General features: G+C 62.9%; 20 protein-coding genes. 12 read left to right on the top strand and 8 right to left on the bottom strand.

Going from position 1 to position 17,919, the window contains the following annotated elements:
- Positions 1-36 precede the first annotated feature (36 nt).
- The 8 genes from ubiB to JV18_RS0111630 all read left to right on the top strand — a co-directional run bounded on the left by ubiB (position 37) and on the right by JV18_RS0111630 (position 6,792).
- Positions 37-1,590 carry a 2-polyprenylphenol 6-hydroxylase gene (ubiB, locus tag JV18_RS0111665; RefSeq protein WP_033074627.1) on the top strand — a complete coding sequence of 518 codons (1,554 nt, stop codon included), beginning with the start codon at positions 37-39 and terminating at the stop codon, positions 1,588-1,590.
- Positions 1,591-1,860: 270 nt separating this feature from the next.
- A complete protein-coding gene (locus tag JV18_RS0111660) occupies positions 1,861-3,348 on the top strand; it encodes a SulP family inorganic anion transporter (RefSeq protein WP_033074626.1) in 1,488 nt (495 codons plus the stop codon).
- A 44-nt stretch (positions 3,349-3,392) separates the two neighbouring features.
- Positions 3,393-3,638: a type II toxin-antitoxin system CcdA family antitoxin gene (locus JV18_RS0111655; protein ID WP_033075297.1), complete on the top strand. Its 246-nt coding sequence runs from the start codon at positions 3,393-3,395 to the stop codon at positions 3,636-3,638.
- A complete protein-coding gene (locus JV18_RS0111650) occupies positions 3,638-3,934 on the top strand; it encodes a CcdB family protein (protein ID WP_033074625.1) in 297 nt (98 codons plus the stop codon). The genes JV18_RS0111655 and JV18_RS0111650 overlap by 1 nt, the downstream gene beginning before the upstream one ends.
- A gap of 2 nt (positions 3,935-3,936) precedes the next feature.
- A complete protein-coding gene (gene coaBC, locus JV18_RS0111645; RefSeq protein ID WP_033074624.1) occupies positions 3,937-5,205 on the top strand; it encodes a bifunctional phosphopantothenoylcysteine decarboxylase/phosphopantothenate--cysteine ligase CoaBC in 1,269 nt (422 codons plus the stop codon).
- On the top strand, positions 5,168-5,686 hold the full coding sequence (gene dut, locus JV18_RS0111640) for a dUTP diphosphatase (RefSeq protein WP_033074623.1): 519 nt from the start codon (positions 5,168-5,170) through the stop codon (positions 5,684-5,686). Before coaBC ends, dut begins: the two co-directional genes overlap by 38 nt.
- 3 nt (positions 5,687-5,689) lie before the next feature.
- Positions 5,690-6,439: a HesA/MoeB/ThiF family protein gene (locus tag JV18_RS0111635; protein ID WP_033074622.1), complete on the top strand. Its 750-nt coding sequence runs from the start codon at positions 5,690-5,692 to the stop codon at positions 6,437-6,439.
- Positions 6,418-6,792 carry a DsrE family protein gene (locus tag JV18_RS0111630; protein WP_235303183.1) on the top strand — a complete coding sequence of 125 codons (375 nt, stop codon included), beginning with the start codon at positions 6,418-6,420 and terminating at the stop codon, positions 6,790-6,792. Before JV18_RS0111635 ends, JV18_RS0111630 begins: the two co-directional genes overlap by 22 nt.
- A 73-nt stretch (positions 6,793-6,865) precedes the next feature.
- Here JV18_RS0111630 and JV18_RS0111625 read toward each other — a convergent pair whose 3' ends face one another.
- The 3 genes from JV18_RS0111625 to JV18_RS0111615 form a co-directional block, all read right to left on the bottom strand.
- A complete protein-coding gene (locus tag JV18_RS0111625) occupies positions 6,866-8,713 on the bottom strand; it encodes a M2 family metallopeptidase (RefSeq protein WP_033074620.1) in 1,848 nt (615 codons plus the stop codon).
- 77 nt (positions 8,714-8,790) lie between these two features.
- Complete coding sequence (locus tag JV18_RS0111620) at positions 8,791-9,549, bottom strand: alpha/beta fold hydrolase (RefSeq protein WP_033074619.1); 759 nt, start codon at positions 9,547-9,549, stop codon at positions 8,791-8,793.
- A 217-nt stretch (positions 9,550-9,766) separates the two neighbouring features.
- Entirely contained in the window at positions 9,767-10,414 is a 648-nt protein-coding gene (locus tag JV18_RS0111615) for a 2-hydroxychromene-2-carboxylate isomerase (RefSeq protein ID WP_033075296.1), read from the bottom strand.
- Positions 10,415-10,539: 125 nt separating this feature from the next.
- Between JV18_RS0111615 and JV18_RS0111610 the strand changes: the two genes are divergently transcribed.
- From JV18_RS0111610 to JV18_RS0111600, 3 genes are all read left to right on the top strand, one after another.
- A complete protein-coding gene (locus tag JV18_RS0111610; protein ID WP_033074618.1) occupies positions 10,540-10,995 on the top strand; it encodes a MarR family winged helix-turn-helix transcriptional regulator in 456 nt (151 codons plus the stop codon).
- The gene (locus tag JV18_RS0111605; RefSeq protein ID WP_033074617.1) at positions 10,995-12,134 is read left to right on the top strand and encodes an HlyD family secretion protein; all 1,140 of its coding nucleotides are present in this window, start codon (positions 10,995-10,997) and stop codon (positions 12,132-12,134) included. Before JV18_RS0111610 ends, JV18_RS0111605 begins: the two co-directional genes overlap by 1 nt.
- Positions 12,135-12,204: 70 nt before the next feature.
- Positions 12,205-13,794 carry an MDR family MFS transporter gene (locus tag JV18_RS0111600; protein WP_052071944.1) on the top strand — a complete coding sequence of 530 codons (1,590 nt, stop codon included), beginning with the start codon at positions 12,205-12,207 and terminating at the stop codon, positions 13,792-13,794.
- A gap of 93 nt (positions 13,795-13,887) precedes the next feature.
- Here JV18_RS0111600 and JV18_RS0111595 read toward each other — a convergent pair whose 3' ends face one another.
- The 4 genes from JV18_RS0111595 to JV18_RS0111580 all read right to left on the bottom strand — a co-directional run bounded on the left by JV18_RS0111595 (position 13,888) and on the right by JV18_RS0111580 (position 17,058).
- A complete protein-coding gene (locus JV18_RS0111595; RefSeq protein WP_033074616.1) occupies positions 13,888-14,913 on the bottom strand; it encodes an aspartate-semialdehyde dehydrogenase in 1,026 nt (341 codons plus the stop codon).
- Between the two features lie 108 nt (positions 14,914-15,021).
- Positions 15,022-15,399, bottom strand: a complete 378-nt coding sequence (gene rplS / locus JV18_RS0111590) for a 50S ribosomal protein L19 (protein ID WP_033074615.1) — start codon at positions 15,397-15,399, stop codon at positions 15,022-15,024.
- Positions 15,400-15,403: 4 nt separating this feature from the next.
- Positions 15,404-16,141, bottom strand: coding sequence for a tRNA (guanosine(37)-N1)-methyltransferase TrmD (gene trmD / locus JV18_RS0111585; protein WP_033074614.1), 738 nt, complete (start codon positions 16,139-16,141; stop codon positions 15,404-15,406).
- A complete protein-coding gene (locus tag JV18_RS0111580; RefSeq protein ID WP_033074613.1) occupies positions 16,138-17,058 on the bottom strand; it encodes a LysR substrate-binding domain-containing protein in 921 nt (306 codons plus the stop codon). The genes trmD and JV18_RS0111580 overlap by 4 nt, the downstream gene beginning before the upstream one ends.
- A gap of 118 nt (positions 17,059-17,176) precedes the next feature.
- On the opposite strand from JV18_RS0111580, the gene JV18_RS15445 reads away from it, so the two are divergent.
- Complete coding sequence (locus JV18_RS15445) at positions 17,177-17,338, top strand: hypothetical protein (RefSeq protein WP_160174196.1); 162 nt, start codon at positions 17,177-17,179, stop codon at positions 17,336-17,338.
- An 83-nt stretch (positions 17,339-17,421) separates the two neighbouring features.
- Here JV18_RS15445 and rimM read toward each other — a convergent pair whose 3' ends face one another.
- Positions 17,422-17,916: a ribosome maturation factor RimM gene (gene rimM, locus JV18_RS0111575; RefSeq protein WP_033074612.1), complete on the bottom strand. Its 495-nt coding sequence runs from the start codon at positions 17,914-17,916 to the stop codon at positions 17,422-17,424.
- Positions 17,917-17,919 lie beyond the last annotated feature (3 nt).

Raw genomic sequence — 17,919 nt, 5'->3', positions numbered from 1 at the left:
TTGTCACCCCCGCCCGCAAGCGGGAGGGGAGGTTCGGTGACGCGGCCTGTTGCCCATATTTTCCGTCTGCTTAAGTGGGGCCGCATCCTCGCGCGCCACGGCGCGCTGCGCGGGATTGAAAGCGCGCCCGAAACCCCGGCGGGGGTGAAGCGGCTGTGCCGTATCGCGCGGCTGGGAACGATCCAGCCCAAATATCCCGACTATGCCGCCGCCTTTCAGGCGATCGGTCCCGCGGCGGTCAAGCTCGGCCAGACGCTCGCGACCCGCCCCGATCTTGTCGGCGAGGATGCGGTGCGCAATCTTCTCACCTTGCAGGATGCGCTGCCGCCGGTCGCCTTTGACCGGATCAAACAGGAAATCGAGCAGGTTTTCGAAGCCCCGCTCGAAAGCCTTTACGCCGAATTTGATCCCGAACCCGTCGGTTCGGCCTCGATCGCGCAGGTCCACCGCGCGGTGACCACCGACGGGCGCGAGGTTGCAGTCAAGGTGCGCCGTCCCGGCATCGACAAGCAATTTGCGCGCGACATCGAAACCTATGAATGGGCCGCCGCGCATCTGGAGGCTTTTGGCGGCGAAGCCACGCGGCTCCGCCCGCGGCAGGTGATCGCCAATTTTCGCCGCTGGACGCTGCGCGAACTCGACCTGAGGCGCGAAGCCGCCTCGGCGTCTGAACTGGGCGAGGCGATGGCGTCAGAGCCCAGCTATGCCGTGCCCGCCATCGACTGGGACCGCACGACCAGCCGCGTGATGACGATGAGCTGGATCGACGGCATCAAAATCTCGCACCGCGACCAGCTCGTTGCGGCCGGGCATGACATGGAAAAGCTCGCCGAAAATCTGGTCCACGCCTTTTTGCGGCAGGCGATTGCCGAGGGCTTTTTCCACGCCGACATGCATCAGGGCAATTTATTTGTCTGCGCCGATGGCACCATCGCCGCCGTCGATTTCGGCATCATGGGGCGGATCAACCGGCAGGCGCGCTATTGGCTTGCCGAAATTCTCTATGGCCTCACCACCGGCAATTACCGCCGCGTCGCCGAAATTCATTTCGAGGCGCAATATGTGCCCGATTATCACAATGTCGATGAATTTGCGACGGCGCTGCGCGCGGTGGGCGAGCCGATGCGCGGCAAGCCGGTCAGCGAACTTTCGGTCGGCCAGATGCTCGACGGCCTCTTTGCCATCACCCGCGATTTCGACATGCAGACCCAGCCGCACCTTTTGCTGCTGCAAAAAACCATGGTGATGGTCGAGGGCGTCGCGACGATGCTCAATCCCCGGATCAACATGTGGGACGTATCAGGACCCTTCGTCAAAAACTGGATCCGCGACGAGCTTGGCCCCGAAGCCGCGCTCGCCGACGGGATTCGCGAACAGGGCAAGACGCTGGCGCTGATCCCCGACATCATCCGCCGCCTCGACGAACAACTTCCCCGCAAGGGCGCCGCCCCGCCCAACCCGCCGCTCCCCGACATTCCGCTGATGTGGGACAAGGGCGAACGCCGGACGGGCTGGCGCTATGCGCTCACTGCGCTGGCAGGCGCTGCCGCCGGGGTCGCCGCAATGCTGTGGGGCGGTTTCGCGGTTTAGTCCGGGACTTTCGGCCCGGAATAGTGTCGAGCGAAGACAAGACCCCCATCGTCATCCCGGACTTGATCCGGGATCCATTTTTCCAGCGTTGCGCGAGTGGATCCCGGATCAAGTCCGGGATGACGATGAAATGAAGCACCATGGGACGGCCGCCCCTTCGGTCCGCTCTGGATTTTGCGGCCATCTCCCCCTAAAGGCCGCGCATTCCCGATTCCAAGCGCATGTTGCGGGCCTCGCAGGCCCGTTGCGCGCATCCGTACCGGAGCAAGCATGGCCCTTCACAACGACTTTCGCCGCGACTGGCTCGCAAACCCGCGCGCCGAATTTTTGTCGGGCCTCGTCGTCGCGCTGGCGCTGATCCCCGAAGCTATCGGCTTTTCGATCATCGCCGGGGTCGATCCGCGCGTCGGCCTCTACGCCAGCTTCTCCATCGCCGTCATCATTGCGATGGTCGGCGGGCGCCCCGGAATGATCAGCGCCGCGACCGCTGCGGTTGCCGTGCTGGTGGTGCCGCTGGTGCGTGACCACGGCGTCGAATATCTGTTCGCCGCAACGATCCTGATGGGTATTTTCCAAGGCATTGCCGCGCTGCTGCGGCTCGACCTGCTCATGCGCTTTGTCTCGCGGTCGGTCATTACCGGCTTTGTCAACGCGCTCGCGATCCTGATCTTCATGGCGCAATTGCCGCAGCTGACCGGCGAGGCGATGACGCTAACCACCTATGCCATGGTCGCGGCGGGATTGCTGATCATCTATGGCCTGCCGCGCCTCACCACCGCCATTCCCTCGCCGCTGGTGGCGATCATTCTCCTCGCGGCAGTGTCGATCTATTTCCGCGCCGATGTCTTCACCGTCGGCGATATGGGCGATCTGCCCGACAGCGTGCCATGGTTCCATCTGCCCGAGGTGCCGCTGACGTGGGAGACGCTGCGGATCATCGCCCCCTATTCGCTCGCCATGGCGGCTGTCGGCCTGCTCGAAAGCCTGCTCACCGCCTCCATCGTCGACGATATGACCGAAACGCGCAGCGACAAGCGGCGCGAAACCTGGGGTCAGGGCCTCGCCAATTTCGTCACCGGCTTCATCGGCGGCATGGGCGGCTGTGCGATGATCGGCCAGTCGGTGATCAACATAAAATCGGGCGGGCGCCGCCGCCTCTCCACCTTTGTCGCGGGCGTGATGCTGCTCATCCTGATCGTCGCACTGGGGCCATGGGTCGCGCAAATCCCTATGCCCGCGCTGGTCGCGGTGATGATCTTCGTCTCCATCTCCACCTTCCGCTGGAAAAGCTTTGCCGAAACGCTGCACCATCCCTGGCCGTCGAATGTCGTGATGATCGCGACCGTGGTGATGGTCGTCGCAACGCATGATCTTTCCATCGGCGTGCTGACCGGTGTGCTGTTGTCGGGTATTTTCTTTGCGTGGAAGGTGCGGCAGCTGCTGACCATCGAGACGCGGGTCGAGGGCAAAACGCGCCGTTATGTCATCGGCGGCCAGATCTTCTTCGCCTCGGTCGACATGCTCTATGAAGCGATGGAATTTGGCGAAGATGCGATCGAAACAGTGATCATTGATGTGCACGAAGCGCATTTTTGGGACATTTCGGCGACCGGCATGCTCGACAAGATCGTCCTGCGCCTGCGCGGCGAGGGAAAAACGGTCGAGGTCACCGGCCTCAACGAAGCCAGCGCCACGATGGTCGACAAATATGGGGAGCACCAAAAACCGTTCGCGAGCCTCGGCATGGTCGGTCATTGATCATCGCTCCATATGCGCATAGCTTATGCGCAAGGAGAATGGCGATGAACCGTCCAGCGCGATTCGAGGGGCCGAAGAAAGCCACCAATGTTACGCTGAGCGCCGAGCTGGTCGAAGAGGCGCGGAAGCTCGGTATAAATGTCAGCGAGGCGTGCCAGACCGGTTTGGCCGCAGAGGTGAAAAAAGCGCGCTGGGACAAATGGAAGGAAGAAAATCGCGCCGCGATTGAGGCCTCCAATGACTATGTCCGCAAACATGGCCTGCCACTCGCCAAATATCGGTTGTTCTGATGGCGCAATTCGACGTGTGGCGCACGCCTGACGGCGATCTGGTCGTCGATTGCCAGTCGGACCTGCTCGACCATCTCGACACGCGCTTCGTCGTGCCTTTGCTCCCCGCCGACCAGTTCGAGGTGATTGCCTGCCGCCTTAATCCGCTATTCTCGATCGAAGACGCCGAATATGTCATGTATACGCAGTTTGCAGCCGCCGTTCCGGCTGGTCAGTTGGGCGACTTCGTCGTGAGCCTCGGCGATCACGGCTTTGTCATTATCGACGCGCTCGACGTGCTGCTGACGGGGGTTTGACGATGGCCGCAAAACGCATCCTGCTCATCATCGGCGGCGGCATCGCCGCGTACAAGAGCATCGAGCTTCTGCGCCTGCTTCGCAAATCGGGGCATGAGGTGCGCTGCGTCCTCACCCGCGCGGGCGAGCAATTTGTAACGCCGATGACGCTCGCGGCGCTTTCGGAGAACAAGGTTCATACCAGCCTGTTCGACCTCAAGGACGAGGTCGAGATGGGGCATATCCAGCTCAGCCGCGAGGCCGATCTGGTCGTGGTCGCGCCCGCCACCGCCGATCTGATGGCCAAGATGGCCCAGGGCCTTGCCGATGATCTGGCGACCACCCTGCTGCTTGCCACCGACAAGCCCGTGCTTGCCGCACCCGCGATGAATGTCCGCATGTGGCTGCATCCCGCGACCCAGCGCAATGTCGCCACCTTGCGCGGCGACGGGGTGACGGTGATGGAGCCCGATGTGGGCGAGATGGCGTGTGGCGAATTTGGCCCCGGCCGCCTGCCTGAGCCCGAAGCGATCCACGATGCGATTGTCGAGGCGCTGCGGACGGCCACCCCCCTGCCGCTGCCGGCGCTGGCAGGTCAGCCCGACTTTGCGCCGTCGCGGCGCCGTCCGCTTTATGGACGGCGCATCCTCATCACCGCGGGGCCGACGCATGAGCCGATAGATCCGGTGCGCTATATCGCCAATCGCTCCAGCGGAAAGCAGGGCTTTGCCATTGCCGCCGCCGCCGCGGAGGCGGGCGCCGACGTGCTGTTGATCGCAGGGCCGGTATCGCTGCCCACTCCGCCGGGGGTGATCCGCGTCGATGTCGAAAGCGCACGCGAAATGGCCGAAGAAGTCGCGGACGGCCTGCCCGTCGATGCCGCCATCATGGTCGCCGCCGTCGCCGACTGGCGCGCCGCCGATACCAGCGCGCAAAAAATCAAAAAGGATGGCAGCGGCAAGGTGCCTCCGCTGGCACTGACCGAAAATCCCGATATTTTGGCGGGGCTGGCCGAGCATCCGAAACGCCCCGCGCTGCTCGTCGGCTTTGCCGCGGAAACCAATGACGTGCTGGACCATGCCAAGGCCAAGCGCGTTCGCAAGGGCTGCGACTGGATCGTCGCCAATGACGTGTCCGCCGACCCGATGGGCGGCGAAAATAATCGCGTCCATATCGTCAGCCATGACGGGGTGGACAGTTGGAAGCGCCTGCCCAAGGAAGCAGTCGCGCGCAAATTGATGGAAAAAATTGCCGATGAGCTCGACCGACGCATCCCCCCCGAAACCGATTGATATCGCCATTCAGCGCCTGCCCAATGGCGGCGGGCTGCCACTGCCCGCCTATGCCAGCGAGGGCGCGGCGGGGATGGATATTGTCGCGGCTGAAACGCTGACCCTGCGTCCCGGTGCGCGCCATGCGGTGGCGACCGGCTTCGCCATCGCCATTCCGACGGGATATGAGGTGCAGGTGCGCCCGCGTTCGGGACTGGCGCTCAAACATGGCATTACCTGCCTCAACACCCCGGGCACGATCGACAGCGATTATCGCGGCGAAGTGAAAGTCATCCTCGCCAATCTGGGCGAGGAGAATTTCGAGATCAAACGCGGCGAACGCATCGCGCAGATCGTTCCCGCGCCGGTTCAGCGCGCGGCCTTTGTCGAAGTCGAAAGCCTTGATGAAACCGCGCGCGGCGCAGGCGGCTTCGGATCGACCGGCATGGGCGCGCCCGCCGCCATGGGCTCGCTTGCCGCGGTCAAGACACGGCGCTCCTGACCCTTGCTCAGCGACGCCGAACTTGATCGCTATGCGCGCCAGATCATCCTGCCGCAATTTGGCGGCGCCGGTCAGGCCAGGCTGAAGGCGGCGCATGTCGCGATCATCGGCGCGGGCGGGATCGGCTGTCCCGCTATCACCTATCTCGCGGCCGCCGGGGTTGGGGGGCTGACGATCATCGACGATGATCGGGTGGAGCGCTCCAACCTTCACCGCCAGCCCCTTTTTACCGATGCCGATATCGGCGCACCGAAGGCCGCAGTCGCGGCAGAGGCCGCCCGGCGGATCAACCCGCATGTCGAGGTGGTTCCGCGTATCGAGCGGATAGAGGCAGGCAATGCCGAGGCGCTGCTGAAGGGCGCGTCCCTGATCCTCGATGGATGCGATAATTTCGCGACGCGGCTGACGGTCAATCGTGCGGCGGTTGCGCTGCACATCCCGCTGCTCTCTGCTGCCATCGGCGCCTTTGAAGGGCAGGTCGCGCTCTATGAAGGCTGGCGCGCTGACCGGCCCTGCTATGCCTGTCTGGTCGGCGATGATCCCGACCGCCCGGGGATCAACTGCGCCGAGACGGGAGTGATGGGCGGGATCGCCGGCATGGTCGGAACGATGGCTGCCCTGGAAGCCGTACGGGCGCTGAGCGGCTGGGGCCGGTCGCTATCGGGACGCCTCGCTATCCTTGACATGCTGGAACGCCGCTGGCGCGAGGTCGGCGTCTCCAAGGAAGCGGAGTGCCCGATTTGCCGGGGATGAATATCATGATTGCAGCGGCAGAGGGGCGGCGTTTTTGCGCTGCGCTGGAGACCGCCATTGCGGCCGTGGCGCTGGGGCAGTCGGCGCGTCTGTTCGTGCAGGGCGATGCCGCAGCGATGCTGCGTGCACCTGCGGGCTTTGCCGGCGACGGCGCGCGGCGCGCTATGGGGCTCCCGGGCCTCAACGAATTGATCGACGAAGCGCTGGCAAGCGGGGTCGAGATTATCGTGTGCCAATCGGGACTTGCGCTCGCCAACCTCACCGCAGACCGCATCGTCGACGGTATCAAGGCGGGCGGGGTCGTCAGCTTTCTTGCCGCGGTTTCGGCAGACGACCGGCTGATCACTTACTGAAGCCAGTGCATCCATGAAAAGGGCCGGGAGAGATTGCCCCTCCCGGCGCCTTTCGCTTCTGAACAGGTGAAGATTACCAGCCCTGCGGCTTGCCCTTATTCTGTTCGTCGAGCCACGCTTTGAGCGGCGCGAAATAATCGGCCATCGCCTTGCCCGACATTTCACGCGTTCCGGTAAAGGCTTCGAGCGCGTCGGGCCATGGCTTGGACGATCCCATTTCGAGCATAGCGTTCAGCTTTTCGCCCACTTCCTTGTTGCCAAAGAAGGAGCAGCGATGCAGCGGGCCGGTCCAGCCCGCCTGTTTGCACGCCGCTTCGTAAAATTGGAACTGCAGGATCCGCGCCAGGAAATAGCGCGTATAGGGGGTGTTGCCGGGGATATGATATTTGGCGCCGGGATCAAAGGCATTGGCCGGTCGCTCGCCCGGGGGGACGATACCCTGATATTGCAGGCGCAGCTGGGTCCAGGCCTGATTGTAATTCGCGGGCTTGATCGTGCCGTCGAACACGCCCCAGCGCCAGCGATCTACCAGCAGGCCAAAGGGAAGGAAGGCGACCTTGTCCATCGCCTGCCGCAGCAACAAGCCGATATCCTTGCCGGCGCTCGGCACCGTGGCGGGATCGAGAAGGTTGATATCCACCAGATATTGCGGGGTAATCGACAAGGCGACGAAATCGCCAATCGCTTCGTGGAACCCGTCGTTCGCGCCGTTAAGATAAAGGAACGGCTGTGCCTTATAGGCGCGCTGATAATAATTATGCCCCAGCTCATGGTGAATGGTGACGAAATCGTCGGCGTTCACCTTGATGCACATTTTGATGCGGATATCGTCCTTGTTGTCGATATCCCAGGCCGAGGCATGGCAGACGACCTCGCGGTCAGCAGGCTTGGTGAACATGCTGCGTTTCCAGAACGTGTCCGGGAGCGGTTCAAAGCCGAGCGAGGAATAGAAATTCTCCCCCGTCTTCACCATGTCAAGCGGACCCTGCCCCTTGGCCTTGAGCAGGTCGCCAATATCATAGCCAAGGTCGCCCGCACCCTCGGGCGCGACGAGCGGATAGATATTGCCCCATTCCTGCGCCCACATATTGCCGAGCAGATCGGCGCGGATCGGGCCGGTTTTGGGCTGGACGGCGTCGCCATATTTCTCGTTCAGTTTGGAACGGACATAGGTGTGAAGCGCCATGTAGAGCGGCTTGACTTCCTGCCACAGACGCTCGGTCATCTGCGCAAATTCCTCGGGCGTCATGTCATAGCCTGACCGCCACATGGCGCCGGTATTGGCAAAACCCAATTCCTTTGCCCCCGCATTGGCGATGCTCACCATGCGGGCATAATCATCCTTCATCGGCGCGCCGACATTATCGTGCCAGCTGGTCCACATTTCGGCAAATTCGGCGGGGCTATGGTCGAGATTGCCCATCTCCGCCTCAATATCCGATCCCGAAATCTCCTTGCCATTCAGCGTGCCGCGGCCCTTGCCGTATTGCGACTGGAGGTTTGTCGCGATCTGATTAAGTTCGGTCGCGGCGCCGGGGCTGGTTGGCGCGGGCAGGACGAGGCCGGTGCGCAAGATGTCGAGCTTGCGCTTCGTATCGGCGCTGAGCCCCGGAATATTCATATATTTGGCGGCTTCGAGTGCATATTGGACCGATTTTTCGGTTCCCACCGCATTGATCCGCGCCGCCATCGCGTCGGTATCCTCGGTGATATAGGTCGAGTTGACCCAATTGACCTGGCTCGCCTCGACCGAATAGTCGAACAGATCCTTTTCGACCGCCGCGACAAAGGCGTCGGCATCGGCGGCCGTCGGCGCCGCCTGTTTGGACGTCGCGTTATCCTTTGCCTTTTCAGCGGAAAGAACGGGGCTCGCCAGCGCAAGCGACATGGCGAGCGACAGGCTGGAAATCATGGCTCTCATGGGGATTGGTCCTCTGAAGAATGACAGGGCGCTCGTGCGCGCTATGCCTTCCAGATTGACGCTCCCGGCCTGCCGGGTCAAGCGGTGAGGAAATGGGCGATGGCTTCGCCAAGCGCCGCCTCGGTCACGCTCGACATATGGGTGCCGGGGATAGTCGCAAGCCGGGCATCGGCCAGATGGTCGGCCAGTTCCTCCGCCGAACCATTGTCCTGATCATCCTCACCGCAAACGACCAGCACCGGCATGTCGAGCGCCGACAAGGCATCGGGCGACGTATCGGTAAAACTGTTGAGCAAATGACCGGCCGCAATGCGGTCGACCTTCATCGTCTTCATGAACTGGATCGACAGCCAGGTCGGATCGCCGCGCTTGGCGGTGTCAAATTCGGCGATGGCGCGCTGAAAGAAATCGCCGCGCCTTTGCCAGCCCGCAAGTCCCGCAAGCCCCATGCCCGCAAGGATGAGACGCCGGGGTTTCAGCCCGCCCACGACCGCGCGCGCACTCGTCCGCGCACCCAGCGAAAAGCCGCCAAGGTCAAAATCCGTGAGCCCCAGATGCGCGATCAGATCCTCCAGATCCTGCACCAGCACATCGGGCGGATAATGATCGGCCTCATGCGGCGCAGCGCTGTCGCCATGCGCGCGCAGATCGGGCAGGATCAGCCGATAGCCTTCTTCGGCGATGCGCGCCGCGGTGCCGAATTTGATCCAGTTCACCTCTGCGCTGGAAAAGAGACCGTGCAGCAGGATCAACACCGGGCCGTCCGCTGCCCCCATTTCGCGCCACGCCAGCCGCACGCCATCGCGCGCTTCGAAAAATTCGGGATCGATCGTCATGCTGCTGCTTTACGCGCTCTGTACGGGCTCATGCAACCGGGCAAGGGGGGACGGGCCGCGAAGGATCGATTGCCGACATTGTCCTCCTCGTCCTCGTCATCCCGGACTTGATCCGGGATCCAGCCCAACGGCGCGGCTATGGATTCCGGATCAAGCCCGGAATGACGATTGTTCGGGGTGGTCAGCAGGAAAGAGGAGCGATCGCAGCCCCTGCCTCCTATCGCGGCTTCAGCCCCTTTTGCTCCATGCGCCATTTGGCCATGTCGATCCGATCCTGTCCGAAAAAGGGTTCCCCCTCGAACACCAATGTCGGCACCCCCCAATGGCCGGAGATTTCGAGCGCAACCTGATTGGCGGCGATTTCCTTGTCGAGCGCCTGGGCGTCGCTGGCGGCTTCAGCATCCAGTTCGGCGAGGTCGAGCCCCGCGCGCGCTGCGGCCTTGGCCATATGGTCGCCCTGATGCCAGTCCTGCACCCCGCCCCAGATGAGCCGGGCCACTTCCTCGCAAAAGGCAAGACTTTGTCCGCGCCGCGAGGCCGCCTGCCCCAGCCGGGTCAGCCGATAAATATACGGCTGTTCCTGCGCAATCGCGCGGGTGGCGATATTTTGGACAATTGGATCGGGGCGGGGCGGGCCAAAGGGAATGCCGTGGAATTGGGCGACGCGCACCATGTCGCGCATTGTATAGCTGAGCCAATTGGGGTGGCTGCGCTCAAAAAAATCGGGTTGGCGAATGGCCAACGGATAAACCGGACGCACATTGATGGTCAGCGCATGCGAAGCGGCAAGCGCACGATAACGCCCGATGGCCAGATAGCTGTAAGGCGAACGGAAGGACCAGAAAAGATCAGCGGAGAGGCTCACGCCCACATCCTGCCCATATTTGGGCGCGAGGCAAGCGCAGCGCGGGGAAAGGGCCAGTTTGGCAGCGAATGAAACACCCCTCGCAATATCTTGATATAGTAGCTATTGCTATTATATAGCGCGCTATGAGTGAAACTCTGGGCTTTCTGTTAAATGACACGGCACGGCTTTTCCGGCGTGCCTTCAACGCACGCACCAAAGGCAGCGGGGTAACGGCGTTGCAATGGCGGCTGATGATCTATCTGCGCCGCCACGAAGGCATAAGGCAGGGCCCGCTTGCCGAGTTGATCGAAGTCGAGCCCATTACCCTGTCACGCATGGTAGACCGGTTGGCCGAAGCGGGATTGATGGAGCGGCGCGCCGATCCCACCGATCGCCGGGCCTGGCTGCTTTATCTGACCCCGCACGCGCAGCAATTGCTCAACAGCATTGCCCCGACCACTGACGCGCTCGTCGCCGAAGCCACCGAGGGCCTGAGCGCTGCGGAAATCGATCAGCTCACCCGCCTCGTCGAGCGCGTACGCGGCAATTTGTCGCGCCGCATCTGTCCCAAGCAAGTCGGCAAACAAGAGATAGCCTGATGGAACAACAAGCTCCCCTCCGTCCGCAGGACGACATCACCCTTCCCCATAATGACGCGGCTCCCCCCGCCTCTCTGCGCCCCGATCCCGCGCCTGCGGGCAGTTCGGACGCCGCGGCCATCCAGGACAAACCCGGGTGGCGCAAGCGTCTCCTGATGTTCGGCGTGCCGCTGGCCATGGTGGCCGCGGGCGGCTGGTACTGGATGACAAGCGGCGGTTCGGTATCGACCGACAATGCCTATGTCCAGATGGACAAGGTTGCGGTTGCGGCCGAGATCGGCGGGCGGATTACCGAAGTGGCGGTACGCGATGGCCAGGAGGTGCAGGCAGGTCAACTGTTGTTCCGCATCGACGGCGAGCCCTATCGCCTGTCGGTCGCCGAAGCGACGGCCGCGATCGACGCGGCGCAGGTGCAGGTCGGCAATCTGGCGGCGAGCGCGCGCACATCCGATGTCGATATCAATGCCGCACGCGAGGATGTCGCCTTTGCCAAGGTGAATTTCGATCGGCAGGCGGCGCTCATGGAGCGCGGCTTTACCACCCGCGCGGCCTATGATGCGGCGCGCCACGCGCTTACCCAGGCGCGCGAAGGGCTGCGTCAGGCCGAAGCCAGCGCCGCCGAGGCGCGCACCAAATTGGCGGTCGGCCCGGCCAGCGGAGTCAACCCGCAGGTCGAGGCCGCGCGCGTCCAGCGCGATCAGGCCAAGGTCAATCTGGCCCGCACCGAGGTGCGCGCGCCAAGCGCGGGCCGCGTTGCCCAGTCAGACCGGCTGCAGATCGGCCAGATGATGGTCGCGGGCCTGCCCGCCGTTACGCTGGTCGACACCGCCCATCCGTGGGTCGAGGCCAATTTCAAGGAAACCGACCTGGCCAATATGCGGATTGGCCAGCCCGCCGAAATTCGTTTCGACGCCTATCCGGGGCTGAAAGTCAAAGGCCATGTCCTGACTATCGGTGCAGGCACGGGCAGCGAATTTTCGGTGCTGCCGGCGCAAAATGCCACCGGCAACTGGGTGAAGGTCACCCAGCGCGTGCCTGTGCGCATCGCCTTTGACGAAAAGCCTGCGCGCGAAATGATCGCGGGCCTGTCGGCCGATGTCACCGTCTTTACCGCCCAAGGGGCGGCGAAGAGCCAGTGATGCAGGACACCGGCGCACGCCTGTTGGCGCCCGCGCCCTGGAAGCAAGCGAGAGAAAAACGGATCCCCTGATGGCCAGCCGCTCCTTTCCCCGGCGCCCGTCGGTCACGGCACTGCCCGCTGACGAATCCATCCCGCTGCACGAGCGGGTCCGTTATCGCGGGCTGCTCACGGTGGCGGTGATGGGTGCGTCGATCATGCAGATTCTCGACACGACTATTGCCAATGTCGCGATTCCGCACATGCAATCCTCGCTGGGAGCGACCAGCGAGACGGTCAACTGGGTGCTCACCAGCTATATCATCGCCACAGCGATGGCGATGCCGATCACCGGCTGGCTCGCCGACCGCATCGGGCGGCGGCAATTGTTTCTGGGCGCCATTGTCGGCTTCATCCTTGCCTCCATGGCGTGCGGCGCGGCGCAAAATCTGGAAGAGATGGTCGCGTTCCGCTTCCTGCAAGGGATCAGCGCCGCCTTTATCGGGCCCTTGTCCCAATCGGTGATGCTCGACATCAACCCGCCCGAACGCCATGCGCGCGCCATGTCCATATGGGGCATGGGGATTATGATCGGGCCAATATTGGGGCCGGTATTGGGCGGCATATTGACCGAACAGGCCAATTGGCGCTGGGTCTTTTACGTCAACCTGCCCGTGGGCCTTGTCACGCTGGCGCTGATGTGGGCGCTTCTACCCGCAACGGGCAAGATCGAGCGCAAGTTCGACCTGTTCGGATTTTCCATGCTCGCGCTTGGGTTGGCCGCACTGCAGCTGATGCTCGACCGCGGCGCGCATGAAGACTGGTTCAACAGCATCGAAATCTGGATCGAACTGGGCGTGTGCATCGCCTGCCTGTGGATGTTCACCATCCATATGTTCACTGCGCGCGCGCCGCTGTTCAGCCGCCAGATGCTCGCCGACCGCAATCTTGTCACCGCCATGGGCTTCATGGTCGTGATCGGCGTCGTCATGTTTGCATCGATGGCGCTGTTGCCGCCGATGTTGCAGCGATTGTTCGGCTGGCCTGTCGTGGACACCGGGCTGGTGCTGGCAGTGCGGGGCGTCGGCATCTTGATCAGCATGGCGGTTGCGGGGCAATTGCTGGGCCGTGTCGATGCGCGCTGGCTTGTCGGCACCGGGCTCGTCATCGCCGCCTTTTCGCTGTGGCAGATGAGCCATTGGTCGCTGGAGATGGATGCGCACCCCATTGCCATGAGCGGACTGGTTCAGGGGCTGGGCATGGGGCTGATCTTCATCCCGCTCAACACCATGGCCTTTGCGACGATCCCGGCCAAATATCGCACCGACGGATCGAGCCTGCTCAACCTGTTCCGTAGCATTGGCGGGTCGATCGGCATTTCGATCGTCACCACGCTGCTCGCGACCAGCACCCAGACGAGCCATGCCGACCTTGCGGCCCATATCACCGCGAGCACGACGAGCATCCTCGACCCGTCCACCGCCGACCGGCTTGGCGATATGGGCGAAACGGCGCTCGCCATGATCAACGCCGAGATCAACCGGCAGGCGGCGATGATCGCCTATATCAACGATTTCTGGGCGATGATGTGGATGACGCTGGCGGCGGTGCCGCTGGTGCTGTTCCTGCGCCCGCCTAAACGCGGCGGCGCGCCTGCCTCTGCCACCGATATGGGGCATTGATCACAGCAAAAAGGGAGGAAGACGGGGCCCGTCCTCCTCCCTTTCCTTGCAACATCATGCCTTCGCCAACAAGGCGGCGCGGGCGATCGGGCCTCAGCCCTTCTTCAGATGGCGGCGGCCCAGCAGTTCCGCAATCTGCACCGCGTTAAGCGCGGCGCCCTTGCGCAGATTATCGCTGACGCACCAGAAGTTGAGACCATTCTCGATCGTCGAATCCTCGCGCACGCGACTGATGAAGGTAGCGAAATCACCAACGCATTCGACCGGGGTCGTGTAACCACCATCTTCGCGCTTGTCGTGAAGGATGATGCCGGGAGCTTCGCGCAAAATGCGCTGTGCTTCTTCGGCCGACAATTCCTTTTCGGTTTCGATATTGATCGATTCCGAATGGCCGACGAAAACGGGAACGCGCACGCAGGTCGCGGTCACCTTGACCTTGGGATCGAGGATCTTCTTGGTCTCGACGACCATCTTCCATTCTTCCTTCGTCGATCCGTCATCGAGGAATTTGTCGATGTGCGGGATGACGTTGAAAGCGATCTGCTTGGTGAATTTGCTGATGTCCTTTTCATCGCCGACGAATATCTGGCGCGTCTGGTTCCACAGCTCGTCCATCCCGTCCTTGCCCGCGCCCGACACCGACTGATAGGTGGAGACGACGACACGCTTGATCGTCGCGGCATCGTGCAGCGGCTTCAGCGCAACGACCATCTGCGCGGTCGAGCAATTGGGATTGGCGATGATGTTCTTCTTCGTATAGCCGTCGATCGCGTCAGGATTCACTTCTGGCACGATCAGCGGGACGTCGGGATCCATGCGATAGAGCGAACTGTTGTCAATGACGACGCAGCCGGCCGCCGCAGCCTTAGGCGCATATTCGGCGGTCGCGTCGCTGCCGATGGCGAAAATCGCCATGTCCCAGCCGGACCAGTCGAAATTTTCGATATTCTGGCATTTCACGGTTTTGCCCGTATCGCCAATTTCCACCTCGGTCCCCTGGCTGCGCGACGATGCCAGCGCGGCCAGTTCGGCGATGGGAAATTCACGCTCGGCGAGGATGGCGAGCACTTCGCGCCCGACATTGCCCGTCGCGCCGGCGACTGCGATACGATAGCCCATGAAATAATCCTTTGATTGGTTCCTGAAACGAAAAACGACCGGTTCTGCGCTTTGGCAAAACCGGTCGTTTTGGAAAGATGTTTCGCCTTTAGGAAGGAGAAGCTCTCCTTAGCCTTCCTTGGCTTCCGACCGGTATTCGCGGCGTTCCGCAATACGCGCCGATTTACCCGTGCGGCCGCGCAGATAGTAAAGCTTCGCACGGCGGACGGCGCCCTTGCGGACGACGGTAATGCTGTCGATGTTGGGCGAATAGAGCGGGAAGACGCGCTCGACACCTTCGCCGAACGACATTTTGCGCACGGTGAAGTTGGAGCCCATGCCCTTGTTCGAGCGCGCGATGCACACGCCTTCGAAATTCTGGACGCGGGTGCGTTCGCCTTCGACCACCTTCACGCCGACGCGCAGCGTGTCGCCGGGACGGAAGGTCGGAATTTCCTTGCCAGCCTTGGCAATTTCTTCGGCTTCGATCGTCTGGATGAGGTTCATGCCTCTAGTCCTTCTTCTGTTGCCGCGCGCCAGAGGCAGGTCGGTCCCGAGCGCCCTCATGGCGCTCCCAAAGGTCCGGCCTGCGTAACCGTGTATCTTCTTCCGCCCTTTGTTTCCGCCAGGCGGCGATCTTCGCATGATCCCCCGATCGCAGCACTTCGGGGATCATACGCCCTTCCCAAGTGACGGGCCGGGTATAGTGCGGATATTCGAGCGAGCCATTTTCAAATGATTCGTCATCACCGCTGGAAGCCGCGCCCATTACGCCGGGAAGCAGCCGAATGCAAGCATCAAGCAGCATCAGCGCCCCCATCTCCCCGCCCGACAGGATGATATCGCCCATCGAAATCTGTTCAATCGGGCGCGCTTCAAAAATGCGCTCGTCAAATCCCTCGAACCGGCCGCACAGGATGATCGCGCCGGGGCCGTCCGCCAGATCGCGAATGCGGCGCTGGGTGATGGGCGCACCGCGCGGCGTCATTGCCAGCAGCGGCAGGCCGGGATGCGCCGCCACAGCATGATCGACCGCTGCGCCCAGCACATTGGCCTTGAGCACCATGCCCGCGCCGCCGCCCGCTGGCGTATCATCGACGGTGCGATGCTTGTCGGTGGCGAAATCGCGGATCTGCACGGGCGCGCAGCGCCATATCCCGCCGTCGAGCGCGCGACCCGCCATGCTGTGCCCTAGGGGGCCAGGAAACATGTCGGGATAAAGGGTCAATGGGACGGCGGTGAAGGTCATGATGGGGGCTCCCATAGCTGCTTGGGGCCAAGGTGGCGATCCTTATACAGCGTGGCGCGCAGCCACTCGCGAAACCTTTCTATCTTGCGGACCCCCGCACGCCCCTCGCGGTGCACGAGCCATAGCGAGGCGTCAGAGATGAGCAGCGGCTCGAAAGGCTGAACCATACGGCCGCTCGCCAATTCCGAGTGCCAAAAGAGCGGCGTCATCATCGCAATGCCATAACCCGCCTGCACTGCGCTCGCTTCCTGAAGCTGGCTGTCGAGTTCCACCCCGCGCCGCGACGGGAGCGCAGGCGCCTCCACCCCAGACAGCGCAAACCAGTCGGCCCACCAGCTGTCATTGGGGGCAAGGCGTTCGACCCGCAGCAGATCGGCAGGCTCGCGCAGATCATGGGCGACGGCAAAGGCAGGCGAGCAGATGGGCGCCAGACATTGGCGCATCAGAAAATCGGCACGCAACCCCGGCCAATGCCCGGGGCCGATGCGAATGGCGACATCGACCTGCCCCGTGTCAAAGTCGACCAGCGCATTGCTCATCGACATACGCACCGCGAGATCGGGAAAGGCGAGCTGGAAGGCGCCAATGCGCGCCGCAAGCCAGGTGCCGCCAAAGCTGGTGGCGACGCTGATCGTCAGCACATCGGCCTCATCGCCCGCGAGCGAGGCAAAGGCATCGCCCATCAGGGTGAAAGCATTGCTGATGGCCGGCAGCAGTCGCTGCCCCGTTTCCGAAAGGCGTACGCGCCCCTTTTCCCGGATGAACAGCGACCGTCCCAGGCGGCTTTCCAATTGCCTTATCTGATAGCTGACCGCGGCCTGCGTCATCCCCAACTCCTCGGCCGCGCGCGAGAAATTCTCCAGACGCGCAGCCGATTCAAAGGCGCGAATGGCGGCCAGAGGCGGAAGACGGGTCATCCGCACTCTATAAGCTGAGCTTATACTCTATGCCAAAGCTTTTGTTGGCGAAAGCGCAGCAAGACGCGCATCTCTCGTCCGCTCGCAACAAGGCGATGCCCCGGCCGACAGGAGAAGAATGATGCAGGATGAAATCTGGATGCGGAACTGGAACGAGGTGCAGCCCCGTTTTCGCCGCGACATGGATCGCGGTCTGGGCCGGATCGGCGCCGGAATAGAGCGGCTGTTCGGTGCGCCGCGCCCCCTGGACGGTCGCCGCCCGCGCGCCTCGCGCCCCTGAACCAAGCCATTGTCTAAACCGCCCGGGCAGGAGAGGCCGGGCGGAGCCGATGGCCGTGTCAGATATGCACCGCCCTGCCCGGCCTATTCAACAAAGAGGGGGTTGATCGTCACCGCCCCTTCATCCCACGCAGGGACAGCCTGCGCATTCATGGGCAGCATGAAGCGTTTGCCATCGCGCTTTTCGATTTCAAGAAGATCGCCAGCCCCGAAATTTTCCACCGCGGCCACATGCCCGACGGCTTTCCCGTCGGCGGTGAGGCAGGGCAAGCCGATCAGGTCATGATGATAATATTCGCCGGGCCCAAGCGGCGGCAGCGCCGCGCGCGGAACAGTCAGCAGCGTGCCGCGCAAGGCTTCGGCGGCATTGCGATCGGTGAGCTCGGCAAAGCTCGCCACCGCGCCCTGATTGGCGGGGCGGACCGATTGCAGCGTGAGCCGACGCCCCCCGGCGTCAAAATGCGAAAAGGCGCGGAGCGTGTCCGCGCCTTCGCCAAACAGTTTCAGCCGCACCTCGCCCCGCACCCCATGCGCGCCAGCAATGGCGGCGAGGGTGACGGGGCGATCGGCATGCGCCAAGGC

This window comes from Sphingopyxis sp. MWB1 (genome assembly GCF_000763945.1).
GTDB lineage: Bacteria > Pseudomonadota > Alphaproteobacteria > Sphingomonadales > Sphingomonadaceae > Sphingopyxis.
This window is presented reverse-complemented; position numbering and strand designations above follow the sequence as displayed.